Origin of the sequence: Shewanella sp. HL-SH4, from assembly GCF_051164845.1 — a bacterium.
In the GTDB taxonomy this organism is placed as follows: Bacteria; Pseudomonadota; Gammaproteobacteria; order Enterobacterales; family Shewanellaceae; genus Shewanella; species Shewanella glacialimarina.
The window spans coordinates 3980620-4001418 of sequence record NZ_CP195037.1 but is presented as its reverse complement, the minus strand read 5'-3'; the positions used below and the strand labels follow the sequence as shown (position 1 = coordinate 4001418).

General features: G+C 40.7%; 14 protein-coding genes and 1 pseudogene. 5 read left to right on the top strand and 10 right to left on the bottom strand.

Translation table 11 applies throughout. From position 1 onward, the window contains the following. Window positions 1–21 precede the first annotated feature (21 nt). Both ydiJ and ppsA read right to left on the bottom strand, forming a co-directional pair. The gene (ydiJ, locus tag ACRWQL_RS18500; RefSeq protein WP_434951515.1) at window positions 22–3066 is read right to left on the bottom strand and encodes a D-2-hydroxyglutarate dehydrogenase YdiJ; all 3045 of its coding nucleotides are present in this window, start codon (window positions 3064–3066) and stop codon (window positions 22–24) included. A gap of 157 nt (window positions 3067–3223) precedes the next feature. Further along, window positions 3224–5593, bottom strand: coding sequence for a phosphoenolpyruvate synthase (ppsA, locus tag ACRWQL_RS18495; RefSeq protein WP_434953426.1), 2370 nt, complete (start codon window positions 5591–5593; stop codon window positions 3224–3226). Window positions 5594–5719: 126 nt separating this feature from the next. Here ppsA and ppsR point away from each other — a divergent pair, with 126 nt between their 5' ends. Both ppsR and ACRWQL_RS18485 read left to right on the top strand, forming a co-directional pair. Then, window positions 5720–6532 (top strand): posphoenolpyruvate synthetase regulatory kinase/phosphorylase PpsR, encoded by an 813-nt coding sequence (gene ppsR, locus ACRWQL_RS18490; protein ID WP_434926414.1) that lies wholly within the window; start codon window positions 5720–5722, stop codon window positions 6530–6532. Window positions 6533–6804: 272 nt separating this feature from the next. Continuing rightward, window positions 6805–7866 (top strand): 3-deoxy-7-phosphoheptulonate synthase, encoded by a 1062-nt coding sequence (locus tag ACRWQL_RS18485; protein ID WP_434951513.1) that lies wholly within the window; start codon window positions 6805–6807, stop codon window positions 7864–7866. Between the two features lie 160 nt (window positions 7867–8026). Here ACRWQL_RS18485 and ACRWQL_RS18480 read toward each other — a convergent pair whose 3' ends face one another. Both ACRWQL_RS18480 and ACRWQL_RS18475 read right to left on the bottom strand, forming a co-directional pair. Then, window positions 8027–8668, bottom strand: coding sequence for an HD-GYP domain-containing protein (locus tag ACRWQL_RS18480; RefSeq protein ID WP_434953424.1), 642 nt, complete (start codon window positions 8666–8668; stop codon window positions 8027–8029). Next, window positions 8654–9142: pseudogene (locus tag ACRWQL_RS18475) on the bottom strand (HD-GYP domain-containing protein); the annotation flags it as partial. The gene ACRWQL_RS18480 and the pseudogene ACRWQL_RS18475, both read right to left, overlap by 15 nt. A gap of 178 nt (window positions 9143–9320) precedes the next feature. On the opposite strand from ACRWQL_RS18475, the gene ACRWQL_RS18470 reads away from it, so the two are divergent. Beyond that, window positions 9321–10031 (top strand): SIMPL domain-containing protein, encoded by a 711-nt coding sequence (locus ACRWQL_RS18470; protein ID WP_434951511.1) that lies wholly within the window; start codon window positions 9321–9323, stop codon window positions 10029–10031. Window positions 10032–10255: 224 nt separating this feature from the next. Here the strand turns inward: ACRWQL_RS18470 and ACRWQL_RS18465 are convergent, their stop codons facing one another. The 3 genes from ACRWQL_RS18465 to ACRWQL_RS18455 form a co-directional block, all read right to left on the bottom strand. Next, the gene (locus ACRWQL_RS18465; protein WP_434951509.1) at window positions 10256–10765 is read right to left on the bottom strand and encodes an NAD(P)H-dependent oxidoreductase; all 510 of its coding nucleotides are present in this window, start codon (window positions 10763–10765) and stop codon (window positions 10256–10258) included. A 138-nt stretch (window positions 10766–10903) separates the two neighbouring features. Beyond that, a complete protein-coding gene (locus ACRWQL_RS18460; protein WP_434951507.1) occupies window positions 10904–11242 on the bottom strand; it encodes a MerR family transcriptional regulator in 339 nt (112 codons plus the stop codon). Window positions 11243–11327: 85 nt separating this feature from the next. Further along, complete coding sequence (locus tag ACRWQL_RS18455; protein WP_434926417.1) at window positions 11328–12197, bottom strand: EamA family transporter; 870 nt, start codon at window positions 12195–12197, stop codon at window positions 11328–11330. Window positions 12198–12429: 232 nt separating this feature from the next. Here ACRWQL_RS18455 and ACRWQL_RS18450 point away from each other — a divergent pair, with 232 nt between their 5' ends. Further along, entirely contained in the window at window positions 12430–14049 is a 1620-nt protein-coding gene (locus ACRWQL_RS18450) for an NAD(P)/FAD-dependent oxidoreductase (RefSeq protein WP_434951505.1), read from the top strand. Window positions 14050–14475: 426 nt separating this feature from the next. Next, window positions 14476–16158 carry a sensor domain-containing diguanylate cyclase gene (locus ACRWQL_RS18445; RefSeq protein WP_434951503.1) on the top strand — a complete coding sequence of 561 codons (1683 nt, stop codon included), beginning with the start codon at window positions 14476–14478 and terminating at the stop codon, window positions 16156–16158. Between the two features lie 238 nt (window positions 16159–16396). Here ACRWQL_RS18445 and ACRWQL_RS18440 read toward each other — a convergent pair whose 3' ends face one another. The 3 genes from ACRWQL_RS18440 to ACRWQL_RS18430 form a co-directional block, all read right to left on the bottom strand. Beyond that, window positions 16397–16801 (bottom strand): ACT domain-containing protein, encoded by a 405-nt coding sequence (locus tag ACRWQL_RS18440; RefSeq protein WP_434951501.1) that lies wholly within the window; start codon window positions 16799–16801, stop codon window positions 16397–16399. 104 nt (window positions 16802–16905) lie between these two features. Next, window positions 16906–18348, bottom strand: a complete 1443-nt coding sequence (locus ACRWQL_RS18435) for a methyl-accepting chemotaxis protein (protein WP_434951499.1) — start codon at window positions 18346–18348, stop codon at window positions 16906–16908. 207 nt (window positions 18349–18555) lie between these two features. Then, a complete protein-coding gene (locus ACRWQL_RS18430) occupies window positions 18556–20799 on the bottom strand; it encodes a molybdopterin cofactor-binding domain-containing protein (RefSeq protein ID WP_434951497.1) in 2244 nt (747 codons plus the stop codon).

Below are 20799 nucleotides of genomic sequence, written 5' to 3'. Positions count from 1 at the left end.
TATCTATCATTTCATCACTACCTAGTTATTATCAAGCAAAGCTAGCAATGCTTCTATTGGGTGCTTTGGATTAAATTTGGCAAACCGTTTAACCTGACTTCGACATGAGTACCCTGACACTAGAATCTGGCTCTTTTGACCCACTTTATCAATACTTGATTGCCAAGACATGTCAAATAACGCTTTAGACCGCTCAAGATTTTCTAACTCATGACCGTATGTGCCCGCCATGCCACAGCAGCCTAAATTTAAACTACTTACCTTAGCACCAAAGTGACTAAAAATAGTTTGCCATTCCTTACCTGTATTGGGTTTAGCCGTTGATTCGGTACAATGGCTAAACCAGGTAAACTCTGCTGGAGTCTGCTTAATGATTTTAGGTAAATGTTCAATGGCGGTAACTAACCACTCATTAGCGAGTTTTACTTCAAAGTCGCCACGCTTTTTCCCCAAAGCTTCATGGTATTCGTCTCGGTAGCACAATACTAAAGCAGGATCTAAACCGACCATCGGCATTCCAAGGGAATGGACCTTATTCAAAAAGTCAGCACTGCTTTGAGCCGTTTTAGCAAACTTAGACAAAAAGCCCTTGATATGGCTAGGCTTACCATTGGGTTTAAACGGTAATAAAACCGGTTTAAAGCCTAGCTTTTCGATTAACTGAATAAAACGATACACAATATCGGCATCATAAAAGGAGTTAAACGGATCTTGTACAACAAGTACGTATTGGGCGCGATCTGCTTCAGGAATACTGTATAAAGCATCTAGGTCATAACCCCTACTTGGGTGACCATCTAAACGTTGCTTTAATGTCGGGACTGACAGCTTGGGAGAGTCGACATAACCAATCGTTTTTTTAATAATCCATTGGCTTAACGGATTTTGTGACGCAAGGTTGGTCACTTTTGGCATTGAGGCCATTAATGGCAGCGAGTCTTCAATGCCGGCAACTAAATAATCTTTAGCCGGACGTAAATAACGTTTGTAATAAATGTCAAAAAATTGTGCCCTAAATTTCGGCACATCGACTTTTACCGGACACTGACTAGAACAAGCTTTACAGCCTAGGCAGCCTTTTAACGACTCCATCACCTCATGTGAATAATCATAATCACGCTTAGCATTAATGGTATTTTGCACTCGTTGCAATAAGCTTAATGACTTTGATGCGGCTAACGCTTTGACATCAACACCTTCAGCTTCAAGTAACCTTAACCACTCTCGCATTAATCCCGCACGCCCTTTAGGCGATTGAATTCTGTCACCTGTAACTTTAAAAGATGGGCACATAGGCGAATAAGCACTGTAGTTAAAGCACAAGCCATTGCCGTTACAATTCATCACATCGGGAAAAGCGTCACGCACTACCACTGGAATTTGTCTGTCAAAACTGCCTCGTTTGGCGCTATCAACATTAAACATCAGTGGCCCAGATTCTGCTGGGGCAACTAACTTACCAGGGTTTAAACGATTATCTGGATCAAATAAGCCTTTTATATATTGCAGTACGCCATATAACTCCTCACCAAAAACCGCAGGGCCATACTCGCCGCGTACACCTTTTCCGTGCTCGCCCCACATCAAGCCGCCATACTTAAGGGTCAATGCCGCCACTTGATCAGAAATAACCTTTAATAATTTTTCATCGGCTTCATCACACATATCAAGGGCTGGGCGTACGTGCAGTACACCAGCATCTACATGGCCAAACATGCCATATTGCAATTTATGGCCATCTAACAAAGCTCGAAACTCCATAATAAAGTCGGCCAAATTTTCAGGTGGCACTGCTGTGTCTTCAGCAAAAGCAATAGGTTTACGACGACCTTTAGTGGCGCCCAGTAAACCTACCGCTTTTTTACGCATACCATATATTTGCTCAATACTGGGTTTATCGCTGGTTATTTGAAAACCAACAAGTCCATACAATTCATCGGATAATTGCTGGGTAAGTACCGTTTCTAAACTGGCGACCTTGGCCCGAACGTCAGCATCATCTCCGGCAAACTCAACCATGTTTAACCCTTCAATAACCTTGTTAGGCACATCTTGAATTAAATCAGCTACCGAGTGCCAAATTATATCTTTCTTAGCTAGGTTTAATACTTTGGAATCAACAGTTTCAACTACTGTGGCTTTGGCTTGAACTAATGACGGAGCGTGGCGTAAAGCAGACTCAAACGAATCATACTTTATATTAACCATCATCCGCGTGGTTGGCAGCGGGGTAATGTTTAATTTCGCTTCGGTGATCACCGCAAGCGTGCCTTCTGAACCAGCTAAAATACGAGATAAGTCGAAATGGCTTAAGGTTTCATCCCAGACATGCTTTAAATCATAGCCGGTTAAAAAACGATTTAATTTAGGAAACCGATTATCGATTAATTCACGCTTATCACGACAAATATCAGCTACTTTGGCAATAATACTATCTGCTAGTGCATTTTCTGTCGCTGAAGAATGGGTTGAATCTTGATTAATTGGTCGAGTCGTTAAAACACTACCGTCGATTAATACACTGGTAAGTCCTAAAACATGATCGGATGTTTTACCGTACACTAAAGATCCTGCACCTGAAGCATCTGTGTTAACCATTCCGCCAATGGTTGCACGGTTTGATGTGGATAAGTCAGGACTGAAAAAATAGCCATGGGGTCTGAGTGCATCATTCAACGCATCTTTTACTACACCGGCTTGTACTTTAACCCATCCCTCTTTGGCGTTAACCTCGATCACTTGGTTCATATGACGAGATACGTCTAAGATAAGTCCATGGGTTAATGATTGACCATTGGTGCCAGTTCCGCCCCCGCGCGCGCTGAATGTTACCGCCCTAAATTCAGGTTTTGCAGCTAAACGTAAGACCAGCTCAACGTCTTTTTGACTGGCTGGATAAATGACCGCTTGGGGCAAAAATTGATAAACAGAATTGTCGGTGGCTTGAATAAGTCTGGCGCTATATCGTTTGTCGATTTCACCATTAAAATCACTTTGTTCCAGCACGTCTAAATACGCTAGATAAATCGGTTCTAAAGTTTGTTTATGTGAAAGTAGAGGTAACATGGCAGACTTATTATTTATTATTAGTTGCAGCCATTATAAACAAAAAAAAGCCGCTAAATAGCGGCTTTTTTATCAACTTGATAAAAATAGCTGTAATTGGCTTCGAAGCTAAATGCTAAATCGAATTCAAACCAGCTATTTTGATAAGTTTAATTGATTAAGCATGATCTTTTGCTAAGTACAACCAAGTGTCGATCACAGTATCCGGATTAAGTGATACGCTATCGATACCTTGCTCGACTAACCATTGTGCAAAGTCAGCATGGTCAGATGGGCCTTGGCCACAAATGCCCACGTAAGCACCTTTGTCTTTAGCCGCTTTAATTGCCATAGCTAAAAGCGCTTTCACGGCTGGATTACGCTCGTCGAATAGATGGCTGATAATGCCAGAGTCACGATCTAAACCCAAAGTTAACTGCGTTAAATCGTTAGAGCCGATTGAGAAGCCATCAAAGTACTCTAAGAACTGTTCGGCAAGTAATGCGTTTGACGGTAATTCACACATCATGATAACGCGTAACCCATCTTTACCGCGCTCTAAGCCTTCTTCTTTAAGTAAGTCGATAACTTGAGCTGCTTCGCCTAGGGTACGTACGAATGGGATCATCACTTCAACGTTGGTTAAGCCCATTTGGTTGCGCACGCGTTTAATCGCTTCACACTCTAACGCGAAACAATCGCGGAATGATTCAGATATATAACGACTCGCACCACGGAAGCCCAACATTGGGTTTTCTTCTTCTGGCTCATAATGTTCACCACCGACTAAGTTAGCGTATTCGTTAGACTTAAAGTCTGACATACGTACAATCACTTTTTTCGGGTAGAAAGCAGAAGCGATAGTCGCTATACCTTCAACTAAACGTGCGATATAAAACTCAACAGGAGAGTCATAACCAGCAATCATTTCGTTGATTTCAGTTTGCAACTCAGCAGTTTGTTGATTGAACTCAAGCAAAGCTTTAGGGTGAATACCAATCATACGGTTGATAATGAACTCTAAGCGCGCAAGACCTACACCTTCGTTAGGTAAACGAGCAAAATCAAATGCACGGTCAGGGTTACCGACATTCATCATGATTTTCATTGGTAAGTCAGGCAAGGTATCAACACGATTGGTGACGATTTCAAACTCTTGTTTACCAGAATAAATAAAGCCTGTATCACCTTCAGCGCAAGAAACGGTAACGAGTTCGCCGTTTTTAATAAGGTCTGTGACGTTGCCACAACCTACAACAGCAGGAACGCCTAACTCACGCGCAATAATGGCGGCATGACATGTACGGCCACCACGGTTAGTGACGATTGCACTAGCGCGTTTCATGATAGGTTCCCAATCAGGGTCTGTCATGTCAGTAACTAGTACATCACCTGGTTGAATCTGATCCATGTCGGCAATTGACGTTAATACTTTTGCCACACCTGAACCAATTTTATGACCAATCGCGCGACCTTCACACACTACGTCGCCTTTGGTTTTTAAATGGTAACGTTCAATAAGCTGAACATCTTCACGGCTACGCACGGTTTCAGGACGGGCTTGAACGATATATAACTTACCGTCGTTGCCATCTTTTGCCCATTCAATATCCATTGCACGGCCATAATGCTTTTCGATAATAGCGGCTTGTTTCGCCAGTTCCATCACTTCAGCATCATTGATTGAAAATATACGGCGTTGATCAGCAGCAACATCTTCAATTTTAACTTGTTTACCGTGAGATGTTTCATCAGAGTAAACCATTTGAATTAACTTGCTGCCGATATTACGGCGCACAACAGCTTGATGCCCTTGCGCTAAAATTGGTTTGTGTACATAAAATTCGTCTGGGTTAACCGCGCCCTGCACAACCATTTCACCTAAACCAAATGATGAAGTGATAAAGACAACGTCGTTGTTACCTGATTCAGTGTCCATAGTGAACATCACGCCTGATGCCGCTTTATCCGAGCGAACCATACGTTGAATACCAGCAGACAACGCCACACCTTGGTGCTCATAACCTTGGTGAACCCGGTATGAAATAGCACGATCGTTAAAGAGCGAAGCAAACACATGCTTAATAGCAAGAATAACTGCATCGTAACCTTTTACGTTTAGGAAGGTTTCTTGCTGACCAGCGAATGAAGCGTCTGGCATATCTTCAGCTGTTGCCGATGAACGCACGGCAAATGAAGCCTCTGAAGTTTCGCTAGCTAACTGCTCGTAAGCTTCACGTACGGCGGCTTCAAATTCTGGATGGAATGGAGTTTCAATAACCCACTGTCTAATCTGTGCACCGGCTTTAGCTAGCGCGGTTACATCGTCTACATCTAAGGTTTCGAGTAGGTCGTAAATCTTTTGATTAACTCCACTTTGCTCAAGGAACTCATTAAACGCATGAGAGGTAGTTGCAAAACCACCAGGTACTTGAACGCCTGCATTGGCTAGATTACTGATCATTTCTCCAAGGGATGCGTTTTTACCGCCGACCTTGTTCACATCACCCATGCCTAATTCTTGATACCAGAGTACGTATTGCTGCACAGTTTTATCTCCGCAAGTTTTTATTTCAGTGGCCACTTCACATAAGGGCAGCAGCATTTTACACTCCCCTATAAGACGCGTAAATAATTAATTTTATTTGTAATTTTATTACTACAAGAGGTCATTATGGCACCTAAAGTATTCTACATATCAGATGGAACAGCGATCACAGCAGAGGTTTTTGGTCATGCGGTGTTATCGCAATTTCCTATTCAATTTGAAGCACTTACCATTCCATTTGTCGAAACGCTCCAAAAAGCAGAAAAAGTAAAGCTTCAAATAAATGATAGTTTTATTACCACAGGAGAAAGACCCTTGGTGTTCCATTCTATCGTTAACCCCGACATCAGGAATGTCATATTCTCGTCTGAAGGAATGGATTATGATTTTTTAAACACCTTTGTTGCGCCATTAGAACAACATTTAGGTGTCGAAGCTAAACCCGCTTTACATCGAACTCATGGTAAAGCTAACCACAGTTATGAAGCTCGAATTGAAGCGATTAACTTTTCAATGGAAAACGATGACGGCCAAACCATGAAACATATGGATAAAGCAGACATCATTCTTTTAGGAGTATCGCGATGTGGAAAAACTCCTTCAAGTCTCTATTTATCAATGCAATTTGGTATAAAAGCAGCGAATTATCCTTTTACTGAAGATGATATGGATAACCTTAAATTACCCGATGCGCTTAAACGAAATAAGTCTAAATTATTCGGTCTAACGATTGATCCCAACCGTTTACATGAAATTCGTCAAAGTCGCATGGAAAATAGCCGCTATTCATCGCTTAGACAATGCCGTTTAGAAGTCAAAGAGGTTGAAATGATGTATAAAAGGGAGCGTATTCCCTTTGTGAATACCACTAATCATTCAGTAGAAGAGATAGCGACTAAAATTCTTGATATTACAGGATTAGAGCGCCACATGTTCTAGGTTGTCTTTAATATAGAACAATCTCTAACACGGCTGATTTGACGAATATTTCATCTATATAATGAAGGAGTATTCGTCAAAGCTATTTCAAAAGCTGTCTGGAATTTATTCGAAAGCATGTGAAAAAGGGCCTAATCGGATTTACCGCTGAAGATCATTGATATTTTTCAAGCATTAGTTGACCTCTGAAACTCGCATCGTCAGCACATTTGAGGTTATAATCGCCTCCATTATGGTGCAAAGAAGCATCTCACGATTTAGCGGTAAGATGAATGACGATTAAAACAGATGAACTACGCACATCCCTATTATGCAAAGTAATTTCACCCGCACAACTTGCGTCTGAATACCCGCTTACTCAAAATGCCGCTGACTACCTTGTTCAGCAGCGTAGAGAAGTAGAAGCTATTATTTCTGGTGAAGACCAACGCCTGTTAGTGATTATTGGACCTTGCTCGATTCATGACACTAAAGCCGCATTAGATTATGCCCAGCGTTTATCGACATTACACCATGAATTAAAAGATGACTTATGCATTGTTATGCGAGTCTATTTTGAAAAGCCTAGAACCATTGTAGGTTGGAAAGGTCTGATTTCAGATCCTGACTTAGACGGCAGCTTCAGCCCAAATAAAGGCTTACGCATGGCGCGTCAACTGCTACAGCAAATTACTGAATTAAAGCTGCCTATAGCCACTGAGTTTTTAGACATGGTAAATGGTCAGTACATTGCCGACCTTATCACCTGGGGCGCTATTGGTGCCCGTACCACAGAAAGCCAAATTCACCGTGAAATGGCATCGGCTTTATCGTGTCCAGTTGGTTTTAAAAATGGCACAGATGGCAATATCAACATAGCCGTTGATGCCGTTCGTGCAGCCCAAGTGCCGCATATATTTTATTCACCGGATAAAGATGGCGCTATGGCGGTTTACCGCACCCACGGAAACCCTTATGGGCACATTATTTTACGTGGTGGTAAACAGCCTAACTATCAAGCTGCTGATATAGAAGCCGTACGTAAGCAACTTGAAGATGTAGGGATCAGCCAACGTATAGTGGTTGATTTTAGTCATGGCAACAGCCAGAAAAATCATAAAAACCAATTAAATGTTGCAGACAGTATTATTACCCAACTACGCGAAGGCTCAACAGCCATAGCAGGAATAATGGCAGAAAGCTTTATGATTGAAGGTAATCAGAAAGTGATTGAAGGCCAACCGCTAACATACGGTCAAAGCATTACTGATGCATGTTTGCATTGGGACGACTCTGAAAAATTACTGCGTGACTTAGCGCAAGCTTCTCGCGACCGTAAAGCAAAACTGGCTTAATAGCGATTAAGTTTTCAACCTTGCTAATTGTTATCGTTTTATCAGTACTGATTTAAGCAATAGAGACCATAACTGCTTACATCGTAAAACCAGCGTTTAACGCTGGTTTTTTTATGCCCCAAAAAGGTCTACTTTGGGTTCAATTTGGAAAAATCTGTTGTTACCAGTAAAAAAGCATTAACGACATTTGGGTCAAATAAACGCCTGATTGCTGACTGATAAACTCAACAGCAGCCTTATGCCCTGCCGCTTGCTTATAGTGTCGCTCACTCGTCATGCCGTCATACACATCCATTAATCTCATAAGACGTGCACTTAGCGGAATAAGTGTACCCATCACATTTTGCGGATATCCTGAACCATCCCAATTTTCATGATGATATAACGCCATCTCTCTAGCCATTAATAACAACTCATCGTTCGAGTGGTAATGTTTTAAGCTTTCTAGGGAAGATGCACCACTCATGCAGTGACGTTTTATGTTTTCAACATCATCTAAAGATATGTTGCCTTTGTAACACAATAATCGCTCTGGGATCTCATGCATGCCTACATCGTGTAAAATGCTGGCCAGCATGAGCTCATCAATGTTTGCAATCATTTCATCATGACTAGATGCTGCCTTCGCCAGTTGCATTGCTAAAATTTGCATATACATTGCCACCCGATGAATGTGTAATTTAGTGCTTGAATGATACGATTCTGACAATGTGGCCAAGCTGACGATAAAGGCGTAGCGAGATGATTGTGTCTGTTTTAACTGCTTAACCGTTGCCTGTAATAAGTAACCACAAATAGCCATGGCTAGAATGTTCGTCACCATAAAATTAATCGCGACGACGCACCAAATAAAAAATGAATAATCGGCAATCTCTGGCCACGTTAATACATGATGGTCAAAAAGTAGACCTATTACAGACAATGTAAAAAAGTTAATCACTTGTGCAATATAACCCGCCTAATTGCCGAGTAAAGCACAACTCAATAGTGGATAAATAAAGAGCCAAAAAAAACCAGATCCTGAGGGCCCAATAGCCAGTAAAAAAGCAGCGCCAATCAAGTAAGTCATTGCACAGCCAATAATAAAGCGTATTTTAAGCGGAATAAAAAAACCAAAAGCAACACTTAAAAAGGCACAATATACAAAAGTATCAAACACCACTAGCCACCAATAATCGAGCTTGATACACAGGTAAACACTGGTAATATAAACGGGGATGCAAATGAGAGATAAAATACTGAAAATGCGTTCAAAAACAGTTTTACGCCATGCCATAATCGCTGACGGTAATACTAGTTTGATTTGGTCTGAATCCTGATTCAATAACGTGGCGGGCATGTTCAGTCCTTTGCAATGGCACCAACTTATCTTAGCTAGATATATTCAATTAGCCAGTTGAATATTTTTTATACTAAAGATATGACAATTTATAAGCAATAATTGAGGTAGATAAATGCAAAAATCAACTGCAACAATATTAGGGCTTATGCTAGTCCTCAGCTTCACCGTTTTTGGCATACTGATAAAACAGGCCTTAATTGAAGTAAAAACCTATGACAGAAGTGTCACAGTAAAAGGGTTAGCTGAAGCAGAATTTCCTGCCGATATTGTTATCTGGCCGATACAATTTACTGCTGCCAGTAACGATATTGAAGGCTTATATAATCAAGTCGATTCCCAGGCACAGCAAGTTATTAACTTTCTAACCTCACAGAATATCGCAATGGATGAGATCAGCCTTTCAGCTCCCACTATTAACGATAAATTGGCACAGCAATATGGTGGACAGCAAGATTTTGAGTTCCGTTACACCGCACTGCAAACCATTACTGTTTACTCTAAAAGTATTCAACTAGTGCGCGAAGCCATGCCAAAACTGACAGAATTAGGTAAAAAAGGCATTGTATTAAGTCAAAATGATTACAATGCACAAGTTGAATATATCTTTACCAGACTAAATGAAATTAAACCGCAAATGATTGAGCAATCAACGACTAATGCCCGCATGGTTGCTGAAAAGTTTGCAACTGATTCAAACAGTCAATTAGGTAAGATTAAAAAGGCGTCACAGGGACAGTTTTCAATTAATGACCGCGACAAGAACAACCCACACATTAAACAAGTTAGAGTTGTTTCAACAATTGCATACTATTTAGCAGATTAAATGATGCTCTGGGGCTAAAGCTAGTCACTAATGACAAACTGAACGCCCCCGTTTTACTGCCAAAAATCTAAATCCCCAGGCCAGCTATATTGGTAAAGAATGAGTTGATAGAAAACACTAAAAGAAATAGACAATAATAAGTGAAATTCCCCGCCTAAGATCAGCTAAAGAGATTAGCAGCTTAAATGACTTGAAGAAGGTATTACTGGTGCGCTTTAGCATGATTAACGCGCCTCAAAACCAAGTTTTGATACCCGCAAAATCCATTGCGCTCTCGTGTCTTGGGTTGAATTAATAATAGGGCCAATCATGTTGTTTTTGATTGAATGAAAACCCACAAATTCTAGCGTGGTTTTCTTTAACTGCTTCAGCGCGGGAGCACCTTGCACCCAAATATAATACCAAGGTGGAGTATCCATTGTCATGATAATGCGAGCTGTTTTACCTTGTAATAGTTTTTTAGGGATTAACTTGCCCTGCTCATATTGAAATGCAAAACCAGGTAAGAAAGTACGATCGATTAGCCCTTTTAGCTTTGCCGGTAAGGCTCCCCACCAAATTGGGGTTAAAATCACTAAATGCTCGCACCACTCAAGTGCAGCCTGAAACTCCTTAAGCGGAGCTTCCATTAGCATGTTATCTTTATATCCTGCAGATAGATCCAAATTAAACTCCATCTGCGATATATCGAGTCGTTTAACTTGATGGTTCTTGTCTGCGGCATCAGCATACACGCAAGCTAAATGGTTAATAAAACTATTTTTTTTGGGTTTGCTGATAACACTAATATTTTCTTACTCATCTCATTATCCAAAAGAAGGCTATTTGAGATGTAGCTTAGCGTCTCCCTATTAGGGGAGAGTCAAGTCTTTCTAACATGTTATTTGCTCATAACATCGATCGATATTGGCTATTTTACTATTGAGATCGCTAATTTTAACCACAAGTTGCTCTCTAAACTCACTAAGAAATAGCTTGATCTTGGTCCAGTCAACTTGACCATTTTTATACACTATTACGCCTTCAAGTTGAGACAAAGTAACCCCTAATGCTTTAGCTTCCTTGATTAATATCAGCAGTTCTATATCTTTTGGGCGGTATATTCTATAACGCCCTTTTCTCTCAGGCGTTTGGATGAGTCCCCTTTCCTCATAGAAACGAATAGCCTTGATAGATAATCCGGTCTGTTTTGATATTTCACCAATATACATGTTAGAAAAACCTCATCTTATTTAACGGCTAACAAACTATCAGACATTCAGTGATAAAAAAGCGTGTTAGCAATTGAAGTAATTTTTACACGCCCATCTCAATAGCTTTTTTCGGGGTAAAACTGCTGCCAATAGAGGCAACAATCACTAAACCAATAGCGGACCACTGCAGTAAAGTCAGTTGCTCAGCTAAAATAATAAAACCAGCCAATGCAGCAATTGCTGGCTCTAAACTCATTAACACACTAAAGGTTTGAGTAGGCATGTTTCTTAATGCCACCATTTCCAAAGAATAAGGTAGCGCACTCGATAATATGCCAACTAACAATCCTAATGGTAATACTTCCCAGCTAATTAACGCTAACCCCTGACTTACGGCGCCAACAGGAACCAGCACAATGGCAGCAACCGTCATCCCCAATGCCACTGTAATACCACCCGATGCTTGCTTACCAGTTCGAGTACCAAACAAAATATACCCAGCCCAGCATGCCCCTGCTCCTAAAGCTAATAACACACCTGTAAGGTCTAGCCCCTGTGCACTCGATGAATCAGGTAATAGTAGTAAAATGCCTGCAATTGCACAGCCTACCCATAGCAAGTCAGTTTTTCGTTTTGACCCCAAAAGCGCAAGCGCTAAAGGCCCTGTAAATTCAAGCGCTACTGCTATACCCAATGGAATACGTGCAATAGACAAATAGAACAAAATATTCATTCCACCTAAACACAAACCATAAATGATAATACTTTGCCAATCTCTGCCTTGGGGTAATGCGCGCCATGGGCGGAATACTAGCCAAAGCACCGCAGCAGCAAAACCTAAGCGCAGTGCAGTTGTTCCTTCTGGACCAACTATAGGAAAAAGTTGTTTAGCTAAAGAAGCACCAGACTGAATAGTCACCATAGCCAATAAAACACTGCCAATAGCCGTTAGAAGTAAACGATTGATTTGCATTTTAAATAGATCCAAAAAAAATAAAAAAGTCATAGTTAGTCATTCTACCTGACGCATCTTAAACCCTGCAGCAATTATTAATTGCAAAATAATAAAAACTCCCTTGATATAAACATACCATAGGTAAAACTGACTTAGTTTTCCTTGTATATAACCACAATAGTTAATTTCATTTTTAGTCTAAATCACGTAAACTACGCGCTGATTTTTTAAGTCTCTTTTTAGGTAAATAATGATCCGTTTAAACCAAATACAATTGCCTCTAGACCATAATGAAGATGCTTTGCAACAAGTCGTATTGCAAAGGCTTTCTATTACAGCGGATCAGCTGACTAAGATACATGTATTCAAGCGTGGTTATGATGCCCGCAAAAAGAGTGCAATTTTCTTAATTTATACCCTAGATGTCACCTTAATAAATGTCGACGAAGCAGCGTTATTAGCGTCCCTTGCTGATGACCACAACATTCGCGTATCGCCAGACACTGATTATAAGTATGTTGCCACTGCGCCAACAGGATTAACCGAACGGCCGATAGTAATAGGCATGGGACCTTGCGGTTTATTTGTTGGCCTAATATTGGCACAGATGGGCTTTAAGCCGATTATTTTAGAGCGTGGCAAATCTGTTCATGAACGTGCTAAAGATACCTTTCGCTTCTGGCGTACCAGTGAACTAAATACCGAATCGAATGTGCAGTTTGGTGAAGGTGGAGCAGGCACATTTTCGGATGGAAAACTGTATAGCCAAGTTAAAGACCCTGGATTTAAAGGCTTAAAAGTAAAACAAGAGTTTGTAGCTGCTGGTGCGCCGGCTGAAATCATTTATGTCAGCAAGCCTCACATTGGTACCTTTAAGTTAGTGACCATGGTGGAAAAAATGCGCCGTGAGATTATACGACTAGGCGGTGAAATACGTTTTGAAACACGGGTAGATGAAATCAATATTAGCGATCGACAAGTCACAGGTGTCACCCTGAGAAATGGTGAAATTTTACGCTCTAAACATGTCATTGCGGCAATAGGCCACAGTGCTCGCGATACCTTCCAAATGCTGCATGATAAAGGTGTATTTATGCAAGCTCAGTCATTTTCGATTGGCTTTCGTATAGAGCACAAACAAGAAATGATCGACAAAGACCGCTTTGGCATTAACGCAGGTCACCCTTTGTTAGGCGCGGCTGATTATAAACTAGTACATCATTGTGAGAGTGGTCGCAGCGTTTACAGTTTTTGTATGTGTCCTGGCGGTGTGGTTGTAGCAGCAACCTCAGAAGAACACGCGGTAGTCACTAACGGTATGAGCCAATACTCGCGCAGTGAACGTAATGCTAACAGCGCTATCGTAGTCGGTATTGATCCAAGCGACTTTAATAATGACCCACTTCAAGGAATCGCATTACAGCGCAAATTAGAACGTCACGCCTATATTATGGGTGGCAGTAACTATGATGCCCCGGCGCAAATGGTAGGTGACTTTTTAGCGGCAGGTTCTGGTAAGCCATTTGAAAACGTTGAGCCATCGTATAAACCTAATGTCAAAATGACCGATTTAAGTGACGCGCTACCACAATTTGCGATTGATGCTATTCGCGAAGCAATACCTGCATTTGGCAAGAAAATACGCGGCTTTGACAGCAAAGATGCCATGTTAACAGGGGTTGAAACTCGTACCTCTTCACCATTACAAATTAAACGTGGTGCTGATTATCAAAGTATCAATACCAAAGGCTTATACCCTGCAGGTGAAGGTGCTGGATATGCTGGCGGTATTTTATCTGCCGGTATTGATGGTATTAGTATTGCTGAAGCTGTGGCATTAAACATGATAAAACAGATGACAAACAATTAAGCTAGCACTTAAGCTTTATTTATCATTATGTGCCAACTTATCTGCAGCAAGTTATCTTAAAAAGATTATCTGAGTACTGGACACAATTAATATAAAAAGAGCAGCCGTATGGCTGCTCTTTTTACTGAGACCAATAAACACTGAAAATGTGCCACGATGCTAATAACGCTTTATTTTAAATATGATGATGCATTCAGATTGCGACAATGCACCTTAATTAGCAGGAGGATTAAAAAGCAAATAGCATGAAACTGACTCATACCGTTAACCGACCTAAGCACCTAAAATCTCTTGTAACACAAGTAGCCCAAATAATTGAATATTCGGCAACAATTATCAGTTTCCCCGTTAGACAAAAGATATTCTAAAGGCTAATCTAACATTAACCCCTTACTATTTAGAGTATTCGTCATCCGCTTTCTATGGTTGTTGTTATTATTTTATAGTCTTTGTGCCACAAGCAAAACTATTGAATTATCTAACGTTTCTAGTGAATTATTCATTAACGAACACTTAAGTATTCTACAAGATAGTAGTGCGAATTTGTCGTACCAAAATGCTTTAACACAGTATAAACAAGGACTGTTTACTGAAAACAGAGATAAAAAAGTCAGCTTCGGCTTTACCCATGATGTGTTATGGGCGTCTGTGTTAATAAATAATGCGTCAGCAGAGGAGGTAAAAAGAGTATTTTATCTCGATACAGCATGGTTAGATCATGCGGATTTTTATTTCATTCATCAAAATAAGCTGACAGATAAGGCCTCTATAGGGGATGCGCTACCCTACCACGTCAGAAAAAAACAAACCCGCATGTTATCGCAACCACACACATTTAAACCGGGTATGACTCAGGTACTGATGCGATTTAAGTCCAATGACCCGCTGCTAATTCCACTTTACTTATCGACCGAAGAAACCATCCAAAACAACCTCGTGTCCTCAAGCTACTTTTATGGATTTCTATACGGTGCATTTTTTATCTTATTTGTTTATAACATTGCACTTTTCATCAGCCTAAAAGATGTCAGTTACGTTTTTTATGCTTTGTATTTACTATCATTTTTAAGTTTAAATATTGCTTACACTGGTCATGGTTTTAAATTTATTTGGCCTAACAATATTTTTTTACAACAATGGCTCATGACCCTATTTTTGTATTTTTACATTATTTTTGGTATCGCTTTTTGTTTTGAATTTCTTAAATTAAAAGTGTTTTCACCCAAAATATACAAACTTAATAACTGGATATACATCAGCCTGGTTTTACTCATTGTCTGTCTATTGATTAATGCTGATCAATTACTCGCAGTGAAGGTGGCTGTCGCACTCACGTCGCTATTAGTCATTATTTTTGTATCTCTGGGTTTTTTAGCCTTGAATAATGGTCATAAAATGGTGAAATTTTTTATCCCAGCGGTCTTTATGGGCGCCGGAGGGGCTGCTATTTCGGCGGCAACTACTGGTGGGGTAATTCCGTACAACACATTGTTATTCCATAGTATTGAAATCGGTATGTTAATTGAAATGTCAATTTTGGCTTTGGCATTGGCGTTTAATTTAAAGGAAGTCGATAAAGCCCGTATCACTGCAGAGGTCTCCGCACAGGTCGATCACTTAACGGCGCTATATAATCGGCGTGCGTTTACCGCCACTGCCAGCCTATTGTGGGATTTAGGTATTAGGGATAACACAGACTTTTCGATGATCTTACTAGATGTGGATTGGTTTAAGAAAATAAATGATGAACATGGTCATACTGCAGGTGATGCTGTACTTAAAGGTATTGCAGATACGTTAAACCAACACATCAGAGATAATGATATTTTAGCCCGTTGGGGCGGTGAAGAATTTATTATTTTTTTACCCAATACCAATAAACAGGCTGCGGTCGCATTGGCGAATGTGATCCGCAACAAGATAGCAGAAATGGTTGTTTTGCATGATGGAGGCTCGCTATCTATCACCGCAAGTTTAGGTGTCGCTGACTTTAATAATCAAATGAGTGAATTAGAGGATCTTATAAAACTTGCTGATATTGCTTTATATAAAGCGAAACATAGTGGTCGAAATATTGTTTGTGAAATGCCTCCCTCAGAAGCAGATTGATGCTAACCCATAGATCAATCAGCTAACATGTTAATTACACGGAATTTCGTTAACCAAAACTTACTCTAACTACATCCATTTTTTATTAAAAAAGCATCGTAAGGTTTAATACTTAAAGACTAAACTGCATATTACATTACAGGCACTAAATCATCCATTAATGCGGGGTTTCACAATACAGAATATCTTCATCACCGCATTAACATTTAATATCAGCGTAAACAGGCTGCACTTTTTTCTATCTATGCTCTGCGCTTAATGCATTGATAGCCGTTAATGCTAATTGCGCTTTATCTATTGGGATAAAAATATGATCATGATAATAAGCAGCCACCACATTAGCACTAATATTATGCTCGGTTAATTGAGTGGCAATAGCAGCCGTTAACCCAACAGCCTCTAAACTTGAATGGACCGTGAGAGTAATTTGTTTAAAAGTACCACTATAGGCAATGTTATTTTGATCGGCCTGAGTTTGACTAAGCAGTAACGTTAACCCTTCATCTTCTACAAAAGTAGCTAGCGGATTAAGGTGTACGTAATCCACTAATGTCCCTTTAACCGTACAAAACACCCAATCTCCGGGCATAATAGCAGGCTCCATAGTCGCTAATAATGTCGATAAATTAATAATTCCATTCATTTATGACTCCATAATGCTGTCAATTTATAAGCACTAAATTAACAACAAAAAATGGCTCAATCAAGAACCATTCATGAGCCCGTTATTATTAATCTTACTGTGGGTTAACTCGTGCGATATTGTGCCAAAATTTGGCTTAGCCCTTTTGAGGACTCATTTAAGTCTTTGGCAATAACCAATGCCTGATTGGCATTAGCCAGAATAGTATCGGATTGACTTCTGACTTCATTAACTTGTGAAACGATGTCAGCGGATGCCACACTTTGCTCTTCTGCTGAGGCAGCAATCTGGCTACTCATATCAAATACGACATTAATCGATTCTGCCATATGGCTAATCTCTTCCCCTACAGCTTTAATACTGACGCTTCCCTCGTCTGCCTGCTCAACTATTTCATTGGTGATTTGAGTTAACTTGGTTGTACCTGTTTGTAACCCTTCAATCATAGTTTGAATTTCAACAGTCGCTTTCTGCGTCCGCCCAGCAAGGGTTCTCACTTCATCGGCAACTACTGCGAAGCCGCGGCCTTGCTCACCTGCTCGCGCAGCCTCAATGGCCGCATTTAATGCCAGTAAGTTAGTTTGCTCTGAAATAGAGTTAATGGTTGTCACTACAACATTAATTTGAGTCGCATCTTTAGACAGTTTCTCTACTGAGGCGAAGGCGTCAGAAATGCGCGCAGTTAAAAAATTAATACGCTCTTCAGCATCTTTAATTCCTTTACGACTCTGATTCACTTGGATTGAGTTTTCTTTAGTATGACCTGAAGTTGTTGATGCGTGATGTGATACATCTGCAATGGCTGCTGTCATTTGTTCCATAGAATGTGAAACCGAATCTAAAAAATGATGTTGATGTTTTATTAAGTCTTCATTGGTACTGGCTTGTTGGCTGAAAGTGCTTGCTGCCATAGCTAAGGTTTTAGCATTTTCACCAATGGCGGTGACCATTTCACTCATATTATCTGCGCAGCGATCAATTTCAGTGGCAATTAAACTAAAATCATCGGTACCAAAAAAGTTAAGCCTTTTGCTTAAATCGCCATCAGCTAAACGTTTAATCGCGACATACATATCCCATAATCCGCCACCTAACGAGGTGGAGATCCAATAGCATAATTGAAATAACGGCAATAAACCCAGTAAGGCATACCAAAATAAGCTGCTATCAGATTGCATTTGCTCCCATTGTGCAACATCTCTTGTTAATGATAAAAATTGACCAGCCACTGGTGCCGTTACCGTGATGGAATCACCTCGTCTAGTTGCAGACGATTGTGTCACCACAGATAATTGGTTCGTTTCAGCAAACTGATTTAATTGTTCCGCAGACAGTTGCTGGTTTGCTGCGACATCTGCAAACGCCTGCACGCTCGCACTGACCTGAGCCATTGAACTGGCTTGTATCATTGCTTGATTATGCTGATGATTTAACACTGCTATGGCAAGTGTAATCACGGTAACAAGTGAGCAAACAACCCAAAACTTACCGTTTAAACTGAGCTTAATAAGCATAGCATCGACTTTACGAAACTGAATAGCCTTCATAAGATTTCCCTAGTAATCTTTAAGTACACAAAAAAGTAATCTGAACCAAAGTATAGTGTATTAATTTTTTAATTTAATTTTGCTCAGATAAATATGTTGAGATAAAGCCTAACCGCAAGACCAATAAAAAGCCTAAGTGTTGACCCAACACTTAGGCTTATATCTATGTCGGCATAGATCTATTTATACTTTAATTAAATGATCTGTTTAGAGCGATAAATCACGATTTAGGGGTAAATCTCGATATCTTTTTCCTGTCGCGGCATAAATAGCATTAGTTAAACTTGGCGCTACGGGTGGAACACCTGGCTCTCCAACACCTGCTGGGTTGGCATTAGAGGGCACAAGTATCACTTCAATATCTGGACATTGTGGTAAACGTAAAAGTAGATAATCGTGGAAGTTTGATTGTTCCACCTTACCCTCTTTAAAGGTAATTTCACCCATCATTGCTAAACTTAAACCAAAGATAACCGCGCCTTCAGTTTGTGATTTAACCCTATCAGGATTAACCACTAAACCCGCGTCAATCGCGGCAATGGTTTTTAATACCCTAAGCTTGCCATCTATTACTTCAACTAACGTTGCCACGGCAACGTAACTGACAAAACTGCGGTGAATAGCAAAACCCCAGCCTTGGTTTTTCGCTGCTTTAGGAAGCTTGGCTAACTTGTCTTCCATGATATCGAGCAAATGATGATAACGGCCAACATCAACGGGATGAGCAGCTAATTTTTCACCATAATTACCGTATTCAAAACCTTGATTAGCAAAGGTTTCTTTCCGTGAAGCACCAAGTATATCACGCCACATTTGAATACAAGACTTATTGGCTTTAACCGCTAATTCATCAACAAAACTGCCAATACCAAAAGCATGTTGAATATTACAAACTGATCGCATCCAGCCAATGCGTGTGTGCGCTGTTGCCTTAACGGCTTCTAACTGAATGTGTGGTAACGCAAGCGGCACATCTGAAAAACCTAAATCGAGTTCACCAGCTGATGGCATATCAACACCTTCGGCAAACGTTGAACTGATTGACGGAAAACCTGTTCGCGCTAAAAAAGCATCAACTTTATTTTTACCATCAAACCTTGCTTGGTAAAATTGAGCACTAATAGCATGGTAATAACCGTGCTGAATTTCATCTTCGCGGGTCCATGACACCTTTACGGGTTTATTTAATCGCTTAGAAATAATCGCCGCTTCTACACTGAAATCCGGCTTAGATTTACGCCCAAAACCACCGCCTAATAAAGTGACATTCACTTTGACTTTATCTTCTGCGATGCCCAAGGCACCGGCCACATTTTGCTGAGTACTTTGCGGCGTCTGGGTTGATGACCACAGCTCACACCCCTCACTAGTAACATGCGCAGTGGCAACCGGAGGTTCCATCATGGCATGGGTTAAATAAGGTACTGTATACACCGCATTTAGCGTTGATTTTTCTGGCCAGTCTTGGACACTGTCGCCTAATTGGCGCATCACCTTGCCAGGTTTTTGAACGTTTACGACCAGTTCAGCCATATATTTATCAGTATCATGACTGTCATTTACTGACGCAGTCCAGGTCACTTTTAATGCTTTACGACCTTGCATCGCGCTCCAGGTATTAGTGGCAATAACAGCCACACCACCTAACGCATGAAACAGCGGCGCACCTTTTGGCACTGGCAACTGAATAACATCGATAACCCCAGCCACTTTTCTGGCCTCAGTGTCATCTAAACTGGCGACATCACTGCCCAAAACTGGCGGGCGACTAATACTGGCATACACCATACCGTCGAGCTTAATGTCGTAGCCATATATCGCTTTGCCATCAAGCATAGCTTGCATATCAACAATGGTTTTAGATTGACCAATATGGGTAAGTTCACTTGCAGGCTTTAAGGTTAACGACTCGATTTCTGGCACTTTTTGCTTGGCTGCATCAAGGGCGAGTTCGCCAAATGATAAGCTTTTATTTGATCCTTTATGGTGTACTTTATTCGCTTTTGCATAAACTTCAGTAAGCGCTACTTGCCATCTTTCAGCCGCTGCCATTTCCAACATGGTTCTGGCCATCGCACCCATCTGGCGCATACGGGTGTAATGTTTACGAATACTGCGACTACCATCGGTATTTTGGCTGCCATAACGTTTATCTGCTAAACCTTGCACGACAACAATATTGTCCCAATCCGCTTCTAACTCATCGGCTAAGACTTGTGGAATTCCGGTACGGATCCCCTGTCCCATTTCTGAACGATGACAGGTTAAATAGACTTTATTATCTTCGCCAATAGCGATGAACATATTCATCATCGCCAGCTTATCTTGTGCTAATGCCATTGGGCTCCAGGCTAGGCCTGTCGCACCTAATGCTAATCCACCACCTGCTGCACCAAAAAGCTTTAATACATCGCGGCGACTAATATTTTCTACTGCGGTAAATGTTGTCAT